We start from the raw sequence: 19,155 nt of genomic DNA on the forward strand, positions 1-19,155 counted from the left end.
GGTATATCAATGAAAAAGAAAGTCGTCATAAGTTGGTCATCAGGCAAAGACTCTACATTAACCCTAGAACGTCTACTTGAAAGCACTGAGTATGAAGTTGTTGCTCTCTATACTACGTATGTGGGAAATGAGGTTCCTTTCCAAGTAACACCAATCGAGGTTGTCGGAATGCAGGCAACATTGATTGGTTTGCCATTAATAACGATTGAGCTGCCGGAAGTCTTCCCAAGTAATGAGATCTATCAAAGTACTATTGTTACGGCACTTAAAGGATCTGGTTTATTTATCGATGCCGTGGCATTCGGCGATATGTTTTGCAATGGTATTGCTGATTACCGAAGAAGTTATATAGAACCTGCGGGTTGGGAGTGTGTTTTTCCTCTACTGGGACAGAGTAGCCAAGCGCTGGCTCAAGAAATAATAGATAGAGGAATCGAAACCTTTCTCGTCACAGTTGATATCGATGCATTAGACATGAGCTATTGCGGGAAAGAATACACACCTGAACTAATAGACAGTCTGCCAAGTCACGTCGACCCATGTGGTGAAGATGGTGAGTTTCATACCTTAGTAACGTCAGCGCCATGCTTTAAAGGAAAACTTAAGATAGAGCTAGAAAATGCAGAGCAGGGTGAGTGCTTTGTGCATCAACGCTACCGAGCTTGCATTATGTAGAGTGATGATTGGCGAAAACTAAGTGAAAGGGTATCATTGCTGTGGAACTTATTACAGGTAATGGTTGTGTCGGAAAGCATACAAAAAAACATATTGGTCTTTGATTCTGGAGTTGGCGGTCTGTCTGTATATAAAGAGATAAGCCAGTTACTACCCAATCACAACTATATCTATGTATTCGATAATGAGGCTTACCCATATGGTGAGCTCGATCAGCTAGTTCTCATTCAGCGAGTCCAAAGTATTGTGGCCAGTTTTGTGGTGAGTCACGCTATTGATATTGTAGTGATAGCTTGTAATACGGCCAGTACGATAGTCTTGCCTACACTTCGCGCTAATAATCTTATCCCTATTGTCGGTGTTGTCCCGGCAATCAAACCAGCTTCATTATTGGCTAATAAAGCCGTTGGCCTTATTGCAACTCCAGCGACGATTACTCGTGAATACACACACGATCTAATCAAAAATTTTTCGAGTAATAAAAGAGTGGAGCTATTAGGTTCCACTCGGCTGGTGGATATGGCCGAAGATAAACTTAGAGGCGAGGAGATTAGCCTTGAAGAGTTGCAGCAAATTCTTCAACCGATGATCAACATGATTGATGTGGCAGTTTTAGGATGTACCCACTTCCCACTGATCAAATCAGAGATTCAACAAGTATTAGGTGAAAGCGTAGTGCTGATAGATTCTGGTAAAGCGATAGCTAAGCGGGTTCAAGATTTGTTGAGCTTGGAAAGCATTAATAAAGAAGGTGGAGTGCGTGAGGTTTTTTGTAGTGCACTCCCTAAAAAAGAAAGTGCACTAAATAGTATGTTAAAGCAGTTAGGGTTTAGCTCAGTTCAGATTCGTCCGCTTCAGGATGTTTAGGATCATTTGCAACACGTACTTTTAAAGTTCGTTGCATGTAATCTTTATCGTTAAGTGCAGATATTGCATGATTCACATCATTACTTGCCATAACAACAAATCCAAAGCCTCTTCTTTTACCAGTACGTTTGTCTTTCATTAAACGTACTGCAAATACTTCACCATGCTCTGAGAATAATTCACGTACATGTGATTCGTTCGCTTTGTATGGAAGGTTACCCACATAAAGTGTTTTTGTTGAAGCCTTAGGTTCTGAATCTGATTTTGAGTCGGTGCTTGAAAAGTTAACAACAAAAGCGGAAGCCAAGACACCAAGGATAAAGGTAATTGCAGGCGATATATCTACCTGAGAGAAAACAATGCCGCCTAATACAGCCAGTGCGACAATTAACAACATCGATTTTTTTGAGTTCATATCGGAATACTACATATTAATAAACGAAATAGACGCATCTACCATTAACAAAATAGACACATGAATCTTACGTTCATGGCTTCCATTTTTCCAATGTATTGCTGTGATACGTCTCAAATGTTTAGTTTTTATTCGAAAAATGCGGATCTGGTGGCTTTTTAGGCGAACAAAACTTTTATTTCAAAAAGCCCTTGTGCTCCCCTTCAATCTCTCTATAATGCCGCCTCACCGACACGGAGTGAGACGAAAGTCACACAGCGAAATCGGTAGAGAAAAAGAGTTTGAAAATAACCCTTGACTCTCAAAGTGGTGCAGGTATAGTACGCACCCCTAGCGACTGAGATGTAAATCACAAAACGCTAGAGCTCTTTAACAATTTAAACCTATCAATCTGTGTGGGCACTCGTTGATGAATATCAAAACGTTTTATCGTTAGATAAAACAGATTCTTCGGAATCAAAATTGATTTCAATGAACTGAGTGACCAATACAAATAACTTCGGTTATTTGGCACAGTCAATTCATTACCATTCTGTTGGAATGGTAATAGCTTTAGAATTACATATTCATGTTTACATGAATATTAGTTTTGAAGTCAGTATTCGTTGAGTCACAAAATCTTAAATTGAAGAGTTTGATCATGGCTCAGATTGAACGCTGGCGGCAGGCCTAACACATGCAAGTCGAGCGGAAACGACACTAACAATCCTTCGGGTGCGTTAATGGGCGTCGAGCGGCGGACGGGTGAGTAATGCCTAGGAAATTGCCTTGATGTGGGGGATAACCATTGGAAACGATGGCTAATACCGCATAATGCCTACGGGCCAAAGAGGGGGACCTTCGGGCCTCTCGCGTCAAGATATGCCTAGGTGGGATTAGCTAGTTGGTGAGGTAATGGCTCACCAAGGCGACGATCCCTAGCTGGTCTGAGAGGATGATCAGCCACACTGGAACTGAGACACGGTCCAGACTCCTACGGGAGGCAGCAGTGGGGAATATTGCACAATGGGCGAAAGCCTGATGCAGCCATGCCGCGTGTATGAAGAAGGCCTTCGGGTTGTAAAGTACTTTCAGTTGTGAGGAAGGGGGTAGTGTTAATAGCGCTATCTCTTGACGTTAGCAACAGAAGAAGCACCGGCTAACTCCGTGCCAGCAGCCGCGGTAATACGGAGGGTGCGAGCGTTAATCGGAATTACTGGGCGTAAAGCGCATGCAGGTGGTTCATTAAGTCAGATGTGAAAGCCCGGGGCTCAACCTCGGAACTGCATTTGAAACTGGTGAACTAGAGTACTGTAGAGGGGGTAGAATTTCAGGTGTAGCGGTGAAATGCGTAGAGATCTGAAGGAATACCAGTGGCGAAGGCGGCCCCCTGGACAGATACTGACACTCAGATGCGAAAGCGTGGGGAGCAAACAGGATTAGATACCCTGGTAGTCCACGCCGTAAACGATGTCTACTTGGAGGTTGTGGCCTTGAGCCGTGGCTTTCGGAGCTAACGCGTTAAGTAGACCGCCTGGGGAGTACGGTCGCAAGATTAAAACTCAAATGAATTGACGGGGGCCCGCACAAGCGGTGGAGCATGTGGTTTAATTCGATGCAACGCGAAGAACCTTACCTACTCTTGACATCCAGAGAAGCCAGCGGAGACGCAGGTGTGCCTTCGGGAGCTCTGAGACAGGTGCTGCATGGCTGTCGTCAGCTCGTGTTGTGAAATGTTGGGTTAAGTCCCGCAACGAGCGCAACCCTTATCCTTGTTTGCCAGCGAGTAATGTCGGGAACTCCAGGGAGACTGCCGGTGATAAACCGGAGGAAGGTGGGGACGACGTCAAGTCATCATGGCCCTTACGAGTAGGGCTACACACGTGCTACAATGGCGCATACAGAGGGCAGCAAGCTAGCGATAGTGAGCGAATCCCAAAAAGTGCGTCGTAGTCCGGATTGGAGTCTGCAACTCGACTCCATGAAGTCGGAATCGCTAGTAATCGTAGATCAGAATGCTACGGTGAATACGTTCCCGGGCCTTGTACACACCGCCCGTCACACCATGGGAGTGGGCTGCAAAAGAAGTGGGTAGTTTAACCTTTCGGGGAGGACGCTCACCACTTTGTGGTTCATGACTGGGGTGAAGTCGTAACAAGGTAGCCCTAGGGGAACCTGGGGCTGGATCACCTCCTTATACGAAGATATTCACGATAAGTGTCCACACAGATTGATGGTTTAGATTTAGTTAAAGCCAGAGCTTTAATTAATAACGTAAGTTATTGATTAAAGCTTTTTGCTTTATGCTCTTTAACAATTTGGAAAGCTGACTGATTGATTACTTACGAGTAATTCAATCAAATTTAAAAGTTCTCAATGTTTACCTTTATGGTAGACACAACAAACACATTCAAGTGTCTTGTATTCGATTCAAACTTGTTTGAATCACATTGAGTCCGGCAAACAGTTATCAAGAATTAACCCTTCTTGATGACAACCAAAAACCTTGGTTAGTTGCCATACGCTTATTTGTCTTCACTTTTTAAAGTGAAAGCAAATAGAAACCCTTTCGGGTTGTATGGTTAAGTGACTAAGCGTACACGGTGGATGCCTTGGCAGTCAGAGGCGATGAAAGGCGTAATAACTTGCGATAAGCCCAGATTAGGTAGTAATAACCTTTTGAGTCTGGGATTCCTGAATGGGGAAACCCACTTACATAAGTAAGTATCCTGTTGTGAATACATAGCAACAGGAGGCAAACCGGGGGAACTGAAACATCTAAGTACCCCGAGGAAGAGAAATCAACCGAGATTCCGAAAGTAGCGGCGAGCGAAATTGGATTAGCCCTTAAGCTTTTAATGAGACAGATGAAGGCTCTGGAAAGTGCCGCAATAAAGGGTGATAGCCCCGTAATCGACATCTCATCATCAGTGAAAACGAGTAGGGCGGGACACGTGATATCCTGTCTGAATATGGGGGGACCATCCTCCAAGGCTAAATACTACTGACTGACCGATAGTGAACCAGTACCGTGAGGGAAAGGCGAAAAGAACCCCTGTGAGGGGAGTGAAATAGAACCTGAAACCGTGTACGTACAAGCAGTAGGAGCACCTTCGTGGTGTGACTGCGTACCTTTTGTATAATGGGTCAGCGACTTAATTTTAGTAGCAAGGTTAACCGTTTAGGGGAGCCGTAGGGAAACCGAGTCTTAACTGGGCGTACAGTTGCTAGGATTAGACCCGAAACCAGGTGATCTAGCCATGGGCAGGTTGAAGGTTGAGTAACATCAACTGGAGGACCGAACCGACTAATGTTGAAAAATTAGCGGATGACTTGTGGCTAGGGGTGAAAGGCCAATCAAACCTGGAGATAGCTGGTTCTCCCCGAAAGCTATTTAGGTAGCGCCTCGGACGAATACTACTGGGGGTAGAGCACTGTTAAGGCTAGGGGGTCATCCCGACTTACCAACCCTTTGCAAACTCCGAATACCAGTAAGTACTATCCGGGAGACACACGGCGGGTGCTAACGTCCGTCGTGGAGAGGGAAACAACCCAGACCGCCAGCTAAGGTCCCAAAGTATAGCTAAGTGGGAAACGATGTGGGAAGGCTCAGACAGCCAGGATGTTGGCTTAGAAGCAGCCATCATTTAAAGAAAGCGTAATAGCTCACTGGTCGAGTCGGCCTGCGCGGAAGATGTAACGGGGCTAAGCTATACACCGAAGCTGCGGCTACGTACCTTAGGGTATGTGGGGTAGGGGAGCGTTCTGTAAGCCGTTGAAGGTGGTCTGTAAGGGCTGCTGGAGGTATCAGAAGTGCGAATGCTGACATGAGTAACGATAAAGGGAGTGAAAAACTCCCTCGCCGGAAGACCAAGGGTTCCTGTCCAACGTTAATCGGGGCAGGGTAAGTCGACTCCTAAGGCGAGGCCGAAAGGCGTAGTCGATGGGAAACGGGTTAATATTCCCGTACTTCTTACAATTGCGATGGGGGGACGGAGAAGGCTAGGTGGGCCTGGCGACGGTTGTCCAGGTTCAAGTACGTAGGCGGGTGGTTTAGGTAAATCCGGACCGCTACTAACGCTGAGATACGATGTCGAGCTACTACGGTAGTGAAGTCATTGATGCCATGCTTCCAGGAAAAGCCTCTAAGCTTCAGATTGTAAGGAATCGTACCCCAAACCGACACAGGTGGTCGGGTAGAGAATACCAAGGCGCTTGAGAGAACTCGGGTGAAGGAACTAGGCAAAATGGTACCGTAACTTCGGGAGAAGGTACGCTCTTATCAGTGAAGTCCCTTGCGGATGGAGCAGACGAGAGTCGCAGATACCAGGTGGCTGCAACTGTTTATTAAAAACACAGCACTGTGCAAAATCGTAAGATGACGTATACGGTGTGACGCCTGCCCGGTGCCGGAAGGTTAATTGATGGGGTTAGACTTCGGTCGAAGCTCTTGATCGAAGCCCCGGTAAACGGCGGCCGTAACTATAACGGTCCTAAGGTAGCGAAATTCCTTGTCGGGTAAGTTCCGACCTGCACGAATGGCGTAATGATGGCCACGCTGTCTCCACCCGAGACTCAGTGAAATTGAAATCGCTGTGAAGATGCAGTGTACCCGCGGCTAGACGGAAAGACCCCGTGAACCTTTACTACAGCTTGGCACTGAACATTGAACCTACATGTGTAGGATAGGTGGGAGACTTTGAAACCGCGTCGCTAGATGTGGTGGAGTCGTCCTTGAAATACCACCCTTGTAGTTTTGATGTTCTAACGTTGGTCCCTGAATCGGGATTACGGACAGTGCCTGGTGGGTAGTTTGACTGGGGCGGTCTCCTCCCAAAGAGTAACGGAGGAGCACGAAGGTGGGCTAAACACGGTTGGACATCGTGTGGTTAGTGCAATGGCATAAGCCCGCTTGACTGCGAGAATGACAATTCGAGCAGGTGCGAAAGCAGGTCATAGTGATCCGGTGGTTCTGAATGGAAGGGCCATCGCTCAACGGATAAAAGGTACTCCGGGGATAACAGGCTGATACCGCCCAAGAGTTCATATCGACGGCGGTGTTTGGCACCTCGATGTCGGCTCATCACATCCTGGGGCTGAAGTCGGTCCCAAGGGTATGGCTGTTCGCCATTTAAAGTGGTACGCGAGCTGGGTTTAGAACGTCGTGAGACAGTTCGGTCCCTATCTGCCGTGGGCGTTGGAAAATTGAAAGGGGCTGCTCCTAGTACGAGAGGACCGGAGTGGACGAACCTCTGGTGTTCGGGTTGTCATGCCAATGGCATTGCCCGGTAGCTAAGTTCGGAATCGATAACCGCTGAAAGCATCTAAGCGGGAAGCGAGCCTTGAGATGAGTTTTCCCTGGCGCTATAAGCGTCCTAAAGGGTTGTCGTAGACTACGACGTTGATAGGCAGGGTGTGTAAGTGCTGCGAGGCATTGAGCTAACCTGTACTAATTGCCCGTGAGGCTTAACCATACAACACCCAAGGGGTTTTGTGGACTCAAAGACAGACCTTGAATGAGTTTGAAGAGAATAACTTTTATAGCTCTATTAAATAGAGAAGCAGCTTTCCGAATTTTAAAATTTGCTTGGCGACCATAGCATTGTGGACCCACCTGATTCCATGCCGAACTCAGAAGTGAAACACAATAGCGCCGATGGTAGTGTGGGGCTTCCCCATGTGAGAGTAGGACATCGCCAGGCTTTAATTTCGACTTTGTCTACAAAGTAGACAAGTCACCATAGAGTTCTAAGTTTTCTTAGTATTTTATGTTGACTTTCAAAGTAGAAAGCGTATTATACGCGTCCTGCTTAAGTGCTAAGGCACTGAAAGCAAAGCTCTTTAACAATTTAAACCTATCAATCTGTGTGGGCACTCGTTGATGAATATCAAAACGTTTTATCGTTAGATAAAACAGATTCTTCGGAATCAAAATTGATTTCAATGAACTGAGTGACCAATACAAATAACTTCGGTTATTTGGCACAGTCAATTCATTACCATTCTGTTGGAATGGTAATAGCTTTAGAATTACATATTCATGTTTACATGAATATTAGTTTTGAAGTCAGTATTCGTTGAGTCACAAAATCTTAAATTGAAGAGTTTGATCATGGCTCAGATTGAACGCTGGCGGCAGGCCTAACACATGCAAGTCGAGCGGAAACGACACTAACAATCCTTCGGGTGCGTTAATGGGCGTCGAGCGGCGGACGGGTGAGTAATGCCTAGGAAATTGCCTTGATGTGGGGGATAACCATTGGAAACGATGGCTAATACCGCATAATGCCTACGGGCCAAAGAGGGGGACCTTCGGGCCTCTCGCGTCAAGATATGCCTAGGTGGGATTAGCTAGTTGGTGAGGTAATGGCTCACCAAGGCGACGATCCCTAGCTGGTCTGAGAGGATGATCAGCCACACTGGAACTGAGACACGGTCCAGACTCCTACGGGAGGCAGCAGTGGGGAATATTGCACAATGGGCGAAAGCCTGATGCAGCCATGCCGCGTGTATGAAGAAGGCCTTCGGGTTGTAAAGTACTTTCAGTTGTGAGGAAGGGGGTAGTGTTAATAGCGCTATCTCTTGACGTTAGCAACAGAAGAAGCACCGGCTAACTCCGTGCCAGCAGCCGCGGTAATACGGAGGGTGCGAGCGTTAATCGGAATTACTGGGCGTAAAGCGCATGCAGGTGGTTCATTAAGTCAGATGTGAAAGCCCGGGGCTCAACCTCGGAACTGCATTTGAAACTGGTGAACTAGAGTACTGTAGAGGGGGGTAGAATTTCAGGTGTAGCGGTGAAATGCGTAGAGATCTGAAGGAATACCAGTGGCGAAGGCGGCCCCCTGGACAGATACTGACACTCAGATGCGAAAGCGTGGGGAGCAAACAGGATTAGATACCCTGGTAGTCCACGCCGTAAACGATGTCTACTTGGAGGTTGTGGCCTTGAGCCGTGGCTTTCGGAGCTAACGCGTTAAGTAGACCGCCTGGGGAGTACGGTCGCAAGATTAAAACTCAAATGAATTGACGGGGGCCCGCACAAGCGGTGGAGCATGTGGTTTAATTCGATGCAACGCGAAGAACCTTACCTACTCTTGACATCCAGAGAAGCCAGCGGAGACGCAGGTGTGCCTTCGGGAGCTCTGAGACAGGTGCTGCATGGCTGTCGTCAGCTCGTGTTGTGAAATGTTGGGTTAAGTCCCGCAACGAGCGCAACCCTTATCCTTGTTTGCCAGCGAGTAATGTCGGGAACTCCAGGGAGACTGCCGGTGATAAACCGGAGGAAGGTGGGGACGACGTCAAGTCATCATGGCCCTTACGAGTAGGGCTACACACGTGCTACAATGGCGCATACAGAGGGCAGCAAGCTAGCGATAGTGAGCGAATCCCAAAAAGTGCGTCGTAGTCCGGATTGGAGTCTGCAACTCGACTCCATGAAGTCGGAATCGCTAGTAATCGTAGATCAGAATGCTACGGTGAATACGTTCCCGGGCCTTGTACACACCGCCCGTCACACCATGGGAGTGGGCTGCAAAAGAAGTGGGTAGTTTAACCTTTCGGGGAGGACGCTCACCACTTTGTGGTTCATGACTGGGGTGAAGTCGTAACAAGGTAGCCCTAGGGGAACCTGGGGCTGGATCACCTCCTTATACGAAGATACTCACGATAAGTGTCCACACAGATTGATGGTTTAGATTTAGTTAAAGCCAGAGCTTTAATTAATAACGTAAGTTATTGATTAAAGCTTTTTGCTTTATGCTCTTTAACAATTTGGAAAGCTGACTGATTGATTACTTACGAGTAATTCAATCAAATTTAAAAGTTCTCAATGTTTATCTTTATGGTAAACACAACAAACACATTCAAGTGTCTTGTATTCGAATCAATGTTTACATTGATTCACAATTGAGTCCGGCAAACAGTCATCGAGAATTAACCCTTCTTGATGACAACCAAAAACCTTGGTTAGTTGCCATACATAAGACCCTTTCGGGTTGTATGGTTAAGTGACTAAGCGTACACGGTGGATGCCTTGGCAGTCAGAGGCGATGAAAGGCGTAATAACTTGCGATAAGCCCAGATTAGGTAGTAATAACCTTTTGAGTCTGGGATTCCTGAATGGGGAAACCCACTTACATAAGTAAGTATCCTGTTGTGAATACATAGCAACAGGAGGCAAACCGGGGGAACTGAAACATCTAAGTACCCCGAGGAAGAGAAATCAACCGAGATTCCGAAAGTAGCGGCGAGCGAAATTGGATTAGCCCTTAAGCTTTTAATGAGACAGATGAAGGCTCTGGAAAGTGCCGCAGTAAAGGGTGATAGCCCCGTAATCGACATCTCATCATCAGTGAAAACGAGTAGGGCGGGACACGTGATATCCTGTCTGAATATGGGGGGACCATCCTCCAAGGCTAAATACTACTGACTGACCGATAGTGAACCAGTACCGTGAGGGAAAGGCGAAAAGAACCCCTGTGAGGGGAGTGAAATAGAACCTGAAACCGTGTACGTACAAGCAGTAGGAGCACCTTCGTGGTGTGACTGCGTACCTTTTGTATAATGGGTCAGCGACTTAATTTTAGTAGCAAGGTTAACCGTTTAGGGGAGCCGTAGGGAAACCGAGTCTTAACTGGGCGTACAGTTGCTAGGATTAGACCCGAAACCAGGTGATCTAGCCATGGGCAGGTTGAAGGTTGAGTAACATCAACTGGAGGACCGAACCGACTAATGTTGAAAAATTAGCGGATGACTTGTGGCTAGGGGTGAAAGGCCAATCAAACCTGGAGATAGCTGGTTCTCCCCGAAAGCTATTTAGGTAGCGCCTCGGACGAATACTACTGGGGGTAGAGCACTGTTAAGGCTAGGGGGTCATCCCGACTTACCAACCCTTTGCAAACTCCGAATACCAGTAAGTACTATCCGGGAGACACACGGCGGGTGCTAACGTCCGTCGTGGAGAGGGAAACAACCCAGACCGCCAGCTAAGGTCCCAAAGTATAGCTAAGTGGGAAACGATGTGGGAAGGCTCAGACAGCCAGGATGTTGGCTTAGAAGCAGCCATCATTTAAAGAAAGCGTAATAGCTCACTGGTCGAGTCGGCCTGCGCGGAAGATGTAACGGGGCTAAGCTATACACCGAAGCTGCGGCTACGTACCTTAGGGTATGTGGGGTAGGGGAGCGTTCTGTAAGCCGTTGAAGGTGGTCTGTAAGGGCTGCTGGAGGTATCAGAAGTGCGAATGCTGACATGAGTAACGATAAAGGGAGTGAAAAACTCCCTCGCCGGAAGACCAAGGGTTCCTGTCCAACGTTAATCGGGGCAGGGTAAGTCGACTCCTAAGGCGAGGCCGAAAGGCGTAGTCGATGGGAAACGGGTTAATATTCCCGTACTTCTTACAATTGCGATGGGGGGACGGAGAAGGCTAGGTGGGCCTGGCGACGGTTGTCCAGGTTCAAGTACGTAGGCGGGTGGTTTAGGTAAATCCGGACCGCTACTAACGCTGAGATACGATGTCGAGCTACTACGGTAGTGAAGTCATTGATGCCATGCTTCCAGGAAAAGCCTCTAAGCTTCAGATTGTAAGGAATCGTACCCCAAACCGACACAGGTGGTCGGGTAGAGAATACCAAGGCGCTTGAGAGAACTCGGGTGAAGGAACTAGGCAAAATGGTACCGTAACTTCGGGAGAAGGTACGCTCTTATCAGTGAAGTCCCTTGCGGATGGAGCAGACGAGAGTCGCAGATACCAGGTGGCTGCAACTGTTTATTAAAAACACAGCACTGTGCAAAATCGTAAGATGACGTATACGGTGTGACGCCTGCCCGGTGCCGGAAGGTTAATTGATGGGGTTAGACTTCGGTCGAAGCTCTTGATCGAAGCCCCGGTAAACGGCGGCCGTAACTATAACGGTCCTAAGGTAGCGAAATTCCTTGTCGGGTAAGTTCCGACCTGCACGAATGGCGTAATGATGGCCACGCTGTCTCCACCCGAGACTCAGTGAAATTGAAATCGCTGTGAAGATGCAGTGTACCCGCGGCTAGACGGAAAGACCCCGTGAACCTTTACTACAGCTTGGCACTGAACATTGAACCTACATGTGTAGGATAGGTGGGAGACTTTGAAACCGCGTCGCTAGATGTGGTGGAGTCGTCCTTGAAATACCACCCTTGTAGTTTTGATGTTCTAACGTTGGTCCCTGAATCGGGATTACGGACAGTGCCTGGTGGGTAGTTTGACTGGGGCGGTCTCCTCCCAAAGAGTAACGGAGGAGCACGAAGGTGGGCTAAACACGGTTGGACATCGTGTGGTTAGTGCAATGGCATAAGCCCGCTTGACTGCGAGAATGACAATTCGAGCAGGTGCGAAAGCAGGTCATAGTGATCCGGTGGTTCTGAATGGAAGGGCCATCGCTCAACGGATAAAAGGTACTCCGGGGATAACAGGCTGATACCGCCCAAGAGTTCATATCGACGGCGGTGTTTGGCACCTCGATGTCGGCTCATCACATCCTGGGGCTGAAGTCGGTCCCAAGGGTATGGCTGTTCGCCATTTAAAGTGGTACGCGAGCTGGGTTTAGAACGTCGTGAGACAGTTCGGTCCCTATCTGCCGTGGGCGTTGGAAAATTGAAAGGGGCTGCTCCTAGTACGAGAGGACCGGAGTGGACGAACCTCTGGTGTTCGGGTTGTCATGCCAATGGCATTGCCCGGTAGCTAAGTTCGGAATCGATAACCGCTGAAAGCATCTAAGCGGGAAGCGAGCCTTGAGATGAGTTTTCCCTGGCGCTATAAGCGTCCTAAAGGGTTGTCGTAGACTACGACGTTGATAGGCAGGGTGTGTAAGTGCTGCGAGGCATTGAGCTAACCTGTACTAATTGCCCGTGAGGCTTAACCATACAACACCCAAGGGGTTTTGTGGACTCAAAGACAGACCTTGAATGAGTTTGAAGAGAATAACTTTTATAGCTCTATTAAATAGAGAAGCAGCTTTCCGAATTTTAAAATTTGCTTGGCGACCATAGCATTGTGGACCCACCTGATTCCATGCCGAACTCAGAAGTGAAACACAATAGCGCCGATGGTAGTGTGGGGCTTCCCCATGTGAGAGTAGGACATCGCCAGGCTTTAATTTCGACTTTGTCTACAAAGTAGACAAGTCACCATAGAGTTCTAAGTTTTCTTAGTATTTTATGTTGACTTTCAAAGTAGAAAGCGTATTATACGCGTCCTGCTTAAGTGCTAAGGCACTGAAAGCAAAGCTCTTTAACAATTTAAACCTATCAATCTGTGTGGGCACTCGTTGATGAATATCAAAACGTTTTATCATTAGATAAAACAGATTCTTCGGAATCAAAATTGATTTCAATGAACTGAGTGACCAATACAAATAACTTCGGTTATTTGGCACAGTCAATTCATTACCATTCTGTTGGAATGGTAATAGCTTTAGAATTACATATTCATGTTTACATGAATATTAGTTTTGAAGTCAGTATTCGTTGAGTCACAAAATCTTAAATTGAAGAGTTTGATCATGGCTCAGATTGAACGCTGGCGGCAGGCCTAACACATGCAAGTCGAGCGGAAACGACACTAACAATCCTTCGGGTGCGTTAATGGGCGTCGAGCGGCGGACGGGTGAGTAATGCCTAGGAAATTGCCTTGATGTGGGGGATAACCATTGGAAACGATGGCTAATACCGCATAATGCCTACGGGCCAAAGAGGGGGACCTTCGGGCCTCTCGCGTCAAGATATGCCTAGGTGGGATTAGCTAGTTGGTGAGGTAATGGCTCACCAAGGCGACGATCCCTAGCTGGTCTGAGAGGATGATCAGCCACACTGGAACTGAGACACGGTCCAGACTCCTACGGGAGGCAGCAGTGGGGAATATTGCACAATGGGCGAAAGCCTGATGCAGCCATGCCGCGTGTATGAAGAAGGCCTTCGGGTTGTAAAGTACTTTCAGTTGTGAGGAAGGGGGTAGTGTTAATAGCGCTATCTCTTGACGTTAGCAACAGAAGAAGCACCGGCTAACTCCGTGCCAGCAGCCGCGGTAATACGGAGGGTGCGAGCGTTAATCGGAATTACTGGGCGTAAAGCGCATGCAGGTGGTTCATTAAGTCAGATGTGAAAGCCCGGGGCTCAACCTCGGAACTGCATTTGAAACTGGTGAACTAGAGTACTGTAGAGGGGGGTAGAATTTCAGGTGTAGCGGTGAAATGCGTAGAGATCTGAAGGAATACCAGTGGCGAAGGCGGCCCCCTGGACAGATACTGACACTCAGATGCGAAAGCGTGGGGAGCAAACAGGATTAGATACCCTGGTAGTCCACGCCGTAAACGATGTCTACTTGGAGGTTGTGGCCTTGAGCCGTGGCTTTCGGAGCTAACGCGTTAAGTAGACCGCCTGGGGAGTACGGTCGCAAGATTAAAACTCAAATGAATTGACGGGGGCCCGCACAAGCGGTGGAGCATGTGGTTTAATTCGATGCAACGCGAAGAACCTTACCTACTCTTGACATCCAGAGAAGCCAGCGGAGACGCAGGTGTGCCTTCGGGAGCTCTGAGACAGGTGCTGCATGGCTGTCGTCAGCTCGTGTTGTGAAATGTTGGGTTAAGTCCCGCAACGAGCGCAACCCTTATCCTTGTTTGCCAGCGAGTAATGTCGGGAACTCCAGGGAGACTGCCGGTGATAAACCGGAGGAAGGTGGGGACGACGTCAAGTCATCATGGCCCTTACGAGTAGGGCTACACACGTGCTACAATGGCGCATACAGAGGGCAGCAAGCTAGCGATAGTGAGCGAATCCCAAAAAGTGCGTCGTAGTCCGGATTGGAGTCTGCAACTCGACTCCATGAAGTCGGAATCGCTAGTAATCGTAGATCAGAATGCTACGGTGAATACGTTCCCGGGCCTTGTACACACCGCCCGTCACACCATGGGAGTGGGCTGCAAAAGAAGTGGGTAGTTTAACCTTTCGGGGAGGACGCTCACCACTTTGTGGTTCATGACTGGGGTGAAGTCGTAACAAGGTAGCCCTAGGGGAACCTGGGGCTGGATCACCTCCTTATACGAAGATATTCACGATAAGTGTCCACACAGATTGATTAGGTTTAGAAAAGCAAAGAGATGAAGAACTCCCAAGTTCTTCAAAGTTTGTTTCTACTTTTTAAAGTGGAGATAAATTAGCAGTGTCCCGTTCGTCTAGAGGCCTAGGACACCGCCCTTTCACGGCGGTAACAGGGGTTCGACTCCCCTACGGGATACCATTGGGTCGTTAGCTCAGTTGGTAGAGCAGTTGACTTTTAATCAATTGGTCGCAGGTTCGAATCCTGCACGACCCACCATTCTTTCTCCACGAAGGAATTAAAACTTTTAGTGGGCGATTAGCTCAGTTGGGAGAGCACCTGCCTTACAAGCAGGGGGTCACTGGTTCGAGCCCGGTATCGCCCACCATTCTCTAAATATTCTTGGAAGTTAAAACTCCAAACCACTTCTTATGTCGCTGGTTTGATTTTTCGACTGTGAGAGTCTTTAGAAAATGTGAATTTTAGAACACTGGTTCTTAAAGTCTCATGCTCTTTAACAATTTGGAAAGCTGACTGATTGATTACTTACGAGTAATTCAATCAAATTTAAAAGTTCTCAATGTTTATCTTTCATTAGATAAACACAACAAACACATTCAAGTGTCTTGTATTCGATTCAAACTTGTTTGAATCACATTGAGTCCGGCAAACAGTTATCAAGAATTAACCCTTCTTGATGACAACCAAAAACCTTGGTTAGTTGCCATACATAAGACCCTTTCGGGTTGTATGGTTAAGTGACTAAGCGTACACGGTGGATGCCTTGGCAGTCAGAGGCGATGAAAGGCGTAATAACTTGCGATAAGCCCAGATTAGGTAGTAATAACCTTTTGAGTCTGGGATTCCTGAATGGGGAAACCCACTTACATAAGTAAGTATCCTGTTGTGAATACATAGCAATAGGAGGCAAACCGGGGGAACTGAAACATCTAAGTACCCCGAGGAAGAGAAATCAACCGAGATTCCGAAAGTAGCGGCGAGCGAAATTGGATTAGCCCTTAAGCTTTTAATGAGACAGATGAAGGCTCTGGAAAGTGCCGCAGTAAAGGGTGATAGCCCCGTAATCGACATCTCATCATCAGTGAAAACGAGTAGGGCGGGACACGTGATATCCTGTCTGAATATGGGGGGACCATCCTCCAAGGCTAAATACTACTGACTGACCGATAGTGAACCAGTACCGTGAGGGAAAGGCGAAAAGAACCCCTGTGAGGGGAGTGAAATAGAACCTGAAACCGTGTACGTACAAGCAGTAGGAGCACCTTCGTGGTGTGACTGCGTACCTTTTGTATAATGGGTCAGCGACTTAATTTTAGTAGCAAGGTTAACCGTTTAGGGGAGCCGTAGGGAAACCGAGTCTTAACTGGGCGTACAGTTGCTAGGATTAGACCCGAAACCAGGTGATCTAGCCATGGGCAGGTTGAAGGTTGAGTAACATCAACTGGAGGACCGAACCGACTAATGTTGAAAAATTAGCGGATGACTTGTGGCTAGGGGTGAAAGGCCAATCAAACCTGGAGATAGCTGGTTCTCCCCGAAAGCTATTTAGGTAGCGCCTCGGACGAATACTACTGGGGGTAGAGCACTGTTAAGGCTAGGGGGTCATCCCGACTTACCAACCCTTTGCAAACTCCGAATACCAGTAAGTACTATCCGGGAGACACACGGCGGGTGCTAACGTCCGTCGTGGAGAGGGAAACAACCCAGACCGCCAGCTAAGGTCCCAAAGTATAGCTAAGTGGGAAACGATGTGGGAAGGCTCAGACAGCCAGGATGTTGGCTTAGAAGCAGCCATCATTTAAAGAAAGCGTAATAGCTCACTGGTCGAGTCGGCCTGCGCGGAAGATGTAACGGGGCTAAGCTATACACCGAAGCTGCGGCTACGTACCTTAGGGTATGTGGGGTAGGGGAGCGTTCTGTAAGCCGTTGAAGGTGGTCTGTAAGGGCTGCTGGAGGTATCAGAAGTGCGAATGCTGACATGAGTAACGATAAAGGGAGTGAAAAACTCCCTCGCCGGAAGACCAAGGGTTCCTGTCCAACGTTAATCGGGGCAGGGTAAGTCGACTCCTAAGGCGAGGCCGAAAGGCGTAGTCGATGGGAAACGGGTTAATATTCCCGTACTTCTTACAATTGCGATGGGGGGACGGAGAAGGCTAGGTGGGCCTGGCGACGGTTGTCCAGGTTCAAGTACGTAGGCGGGTGGTTTAGGTAAATCCGGACCGCTACTAACGCTGAGATACGATGTCGAGCTACTACGGTAGTGAAGTCATTGATGCCATGCTTCCAGGAAAAGCCTCTAAGCTTCAGATTGTAAGGAATCGTACCCCAAACCGACACAGGTGGTCGGGTAGAGAATACCAAGGCGCTTGAGAGAACTCGGGTGAAGGAACTAGGCAAAATGGTACCGTAACTTCGGGAGAAGGTACGCTCTTATCAGTGAAGTCCCTTGCGGATGGAGCAGACGAGAGTCGCAGATACCAGGTGGCTGCAACTGTTTATTAAAAACACAGCACTGTGCAAAATCGTAAGATGACGTATACGGTGTGACGCCTGCCCGGTGCCGGAAGGTTAATTGATGGGGTTAGACTTCGGTCGAAGCTCTTGATCGAAGCCCCGGTAAACGGCGGCCGTAACTATAACGGTCCTAAGGTAGCGAAATTCCTTGTCGGGTAAGTTCCGACCTGCACGAATGGCGTAATGATGGCCACGCTGTCTCCACCCGAGACTCAGTGAAATTGAAATCGCTGTGAAGATGCAGTGTACCCGCGGCTAGACGGAAAGACCCCGTGAACCTTTACTACAGCTTGGCACTGAACATTGAACCTACATGTGTAGGATAGGTGGGAGACTTTGAAACCGCGTCGCTAGATGTGGTGGAGTCGTCCTTGAAATACCACCCTTGTAGTTTTGATGTTCTAACGTTGGTCCCTGAATCGGGATTACGGACAGTGCCTGGTGGGTAGTTTGACTGGGGCGGTCTCCTCCCAAAGAGTAACGGAGGAGCACGAAGGTGGGCTAAACACGGTTGGACATCGTGTGGTTAGTGCAATGGCATAAGCCCGCTTGACTGCGAGAATGACAATTCGAGCAGGTGCGAAAGCAGGTCATAGTGATCCGGTGGTTCTGAATGGAAGGGCCATCGCTCAACGGATAAAAGGTACTCCGGGGATAACAGGCTGATACCGCCCAAGAGTTCATATCGACGGCGGTGTTTGGCACCTCGATGTCGGCTCATCACATCCTGGGGCTGAAGTCGGTCCCAAGGGTATGGCTGTTCGCCATTTAAAGTGGTACGCGAGCTGGGTTTAGAACGTCGTGAGACAGTTCGGTCCCTATCTGCCGTGGGCGTTGGAAAATTGAAAGGGGCTGCTCCTAGTACGAGAGGACCGGAGTGGACGAACCTCTGGTGTTCGGGTTGTCATGCCAATGGCATTGCCCGGTAGCTAAGTTCGGAATCGATAACCGCTGAAAGCATCTAAGCGGGAAGCGAGCCTTGAGATGAGTTTTCCCTGGCACTATAAGTGTCCTAAAGGGTTGTCGTAGACTACGACGTTGATAGGCAGGGTGTGTAAGTGCTGCGAGGCATTGAGCTAACCTGTACTAATTGCCCGTGAGGCTTAACCATACAACACCCAAGGGGTTTTGTGGACTCAAAGACAGACCTTGAATGAGTTTGAAGAGAATAACTTTTATAGCTCTATTAAATAGAGAAGCAGCTTTCCGAATTTTAAAATTTGCTTGGCGACCATAGCATTGTGGACCCACCTGATTCCATGCCGAACTCAGAAGTGAAACACAATAGCGCCGATGGTAGTGTGGGGCTTCCCCATGTGAGAGTAGGACATCGCCAGGCTTTAAATTTGAACACTTGTCAGCGACGACAAGTATTCCACTGCGGAGTGGTAGTTCAGTTGGTTAGAATACCGGCCTGTCACGCCGGGGGTCGCGGGTTCGAGTCCCGTCCACTCCGCCACTTATTAGAAAAGCCCTGCTAGCAATAGCAGGGCTTTTTTACATTTGAAGAAAAGTGTTTTTCTCCAGCAGAATGGGCTCCGTTAAGGTTTTGTCCCTAGTGGGTAAATCTGCATTAAGTACCCTCGCTATTTCGGCATATATTAGAAAGCCTAGTCT

Annotated in this window: 3 protein-coding genes, 4 tRNA genes and 9 rRNA genes; 15 read left to right on the forward strand and 1 reads right to left on the reverse strand. The window is 48.1% G+C overall.

Going from position 1 to position 19,155, the window contains the following annotated elements; genetic code table 11:
* Positions 1 to 9 precede the first annotated feature (9 nt).
* Positions 10 to 675, forward strand: a complete 666-nt coding sequence (locus tag AB8613_RS09375) for an ATPase (protein WP_372383756.1) — start codon at positions 10 to 12, stop codon at positions 673 to 675.
* A gap of 60 nt (positions 676 to 735) precedes the next feature.
* On the forward strand, positions 736 to 1,542 hold the full coding sequence (murI, locus tag AB8613_RS09380) for a glutamate racemase (RefSeq protein WP_372384812.1): 807 nt from the start codon (positions 736 to 738) through the stop codon (positions 1,540 to 1,542).
* Here the strand turns inward: murI and AB8613_RS09385 are convergent.
* Complete coding sequence (locus AB8613_RS09385) at positions 1,505 to 1,957, reverse strand: RNA-binding protein (RefSeq protein WP_017061054.1); 453 nt, start codon at positions 1,955 to 1,957, stop codon at positions 1,505 to 1,507. The two genes, murI and AB8613_RS09385, sit on opposite strands and share 38 nt — an antisense overlap.
* Before the next feature lie 622 nt (positions 1,958 to 2,579).
* On the opposite strand from AB8613_RS09385, the gene AB8613_RS09390 reads away from it, so the two are divergent.
* The 13 genes from AB8613_RS09390 to AB8613_RS09450 all read left to right on the forward strand — a co-directional run bounded on the left by AB8613_RS09390 (position 2,580) and on the right by AB8613_RS09450 (position 18,997).
* Positions 2,580 to 4,133 (forward strand): 16S ribosomal RNA (locus tag AB8613_RS09390).
* A gap of 383 nt (positions 4,134 to 4,516) precedes the next feature.
* A 23S ribosomal RNA gene (locus AB8613_RS09395) occupies positions 4,517 to 7,410 on the forward strand.
* A 112-nt stretch (positions 7,411 to 7,522) separates the two neighbouring features.
* A 5S ribosomal RNA gene (gene rrf / locus AB8613_RS09400) occupies positions 7,523 to 7,638 on the forward strand.
* Positions 7,639 to 8,030: 392 nt separating this feature from the next.
* Positions 8,031 to 9,585: ribosomal RNA gene (locus AB8613_RS09405) — 16S ribosomal RNA — on the forward strand.
* Positions 9,586 to 9,936: 351 nt separating this feature from the next.
* Positions 9,937 to 12,830: ribosomal RNA gene (locus AB8613_RS09410) — 23S ribosomal RNA — on the forward strand.
* 112 nt (positions 12,831 to 12,942) lie between these two features.
* Positions 12,943 to 13,058, forward strand: a 5S ribosomal RNA gene (rrf, locus tag AB8613_RS09415).
* A 392-nt stretch (positions 13,059 to 13,450) separates the two neighbouring features.
* Positions 13,451 to 15,005 (forward strand): 16S ribosomal RNA (locus AB8613_RS09420).
* Positions 15,006 to 15,128: 123 nt separating this feature from the next.
* A tRNA-Glu gene (locus AB8613_RS09425) sits at positions 15,129 to 15,204 on the forward strand.
* A gap of 2 nt (positions 15,205 to 15,206) precedes the next feature.
* A tRNA-Lys gene (locus AB8613_RS09430) sits at positions 15,207 to 15,282 on the forward strand.
* Positions 15,283 to 15,315: 33 nt separating this feature from the next.
* Positions 15,316 to 15,391 (forward strand) — tRNA-Val (locus AB8613_RS09435).
* 364 nt (positions 15,392 to 15,755) lie between these two features.
* Positions 15,756 to 18,649, forward strand: a 23S ribosomal RNA gene (locus AB8613_RS09440).
* A gap of 112 nt (positions 18,650 to 18,761) precedes the next feature.
* Positions 18,762 to 18,877, forward strand: a 5S ribosomal RNA gene (gene rrf, locus AB8613_RS09445).
* Together the 16S, 23S and 5S rRNA genes with 4 tRNA genes alongside form the textbook arrangement of a ribosomal RNA operon.
* A 43-nt stretch (positions 18,878 to 18,920) precedes the next feature.
* A tRNA-Asp gene (locus AB8613_RS09450) sits at positions 18,921 to 18,997 on the forward strand.
* Positions 18,998 to 19,155: the final 158 nt, after the last annotated feature.

This window comes from Vibrio sp. BS-M-Sm-2, from assembly GCF_041504345.1.
Classification (GTDB): Bacteria; Pseudomonadota; Gammaproteobacteria; order Enterobacterales; family Vibrionaceae; genus Vibrio; species Vibrio satsumensis.

Bases quoted from the DNA above. Each gene is read 5' to 3' on its own strand.
- AB8613_RS09375 (WP_372383756.1), top strand. From the start codon at position 10: ATGAAAAAGAAAGTCGTCATAAGTTGGTCATCAGGCAAAGACTCTACA.
- murI (WP_372384812.1), top strand. From the start codon at position 736: ATGGTTGTGTCGGAAAGCATACAAAAAAACATATTGGTCTTTGATTCT.
- AB8613_RS09385 (WP_017061054.1), bottom strand. From the start codon at position 1,957: ATGAACTCAAAAAAATCGATGTTGTTAATTGTCGCACTGGCTGTATTA.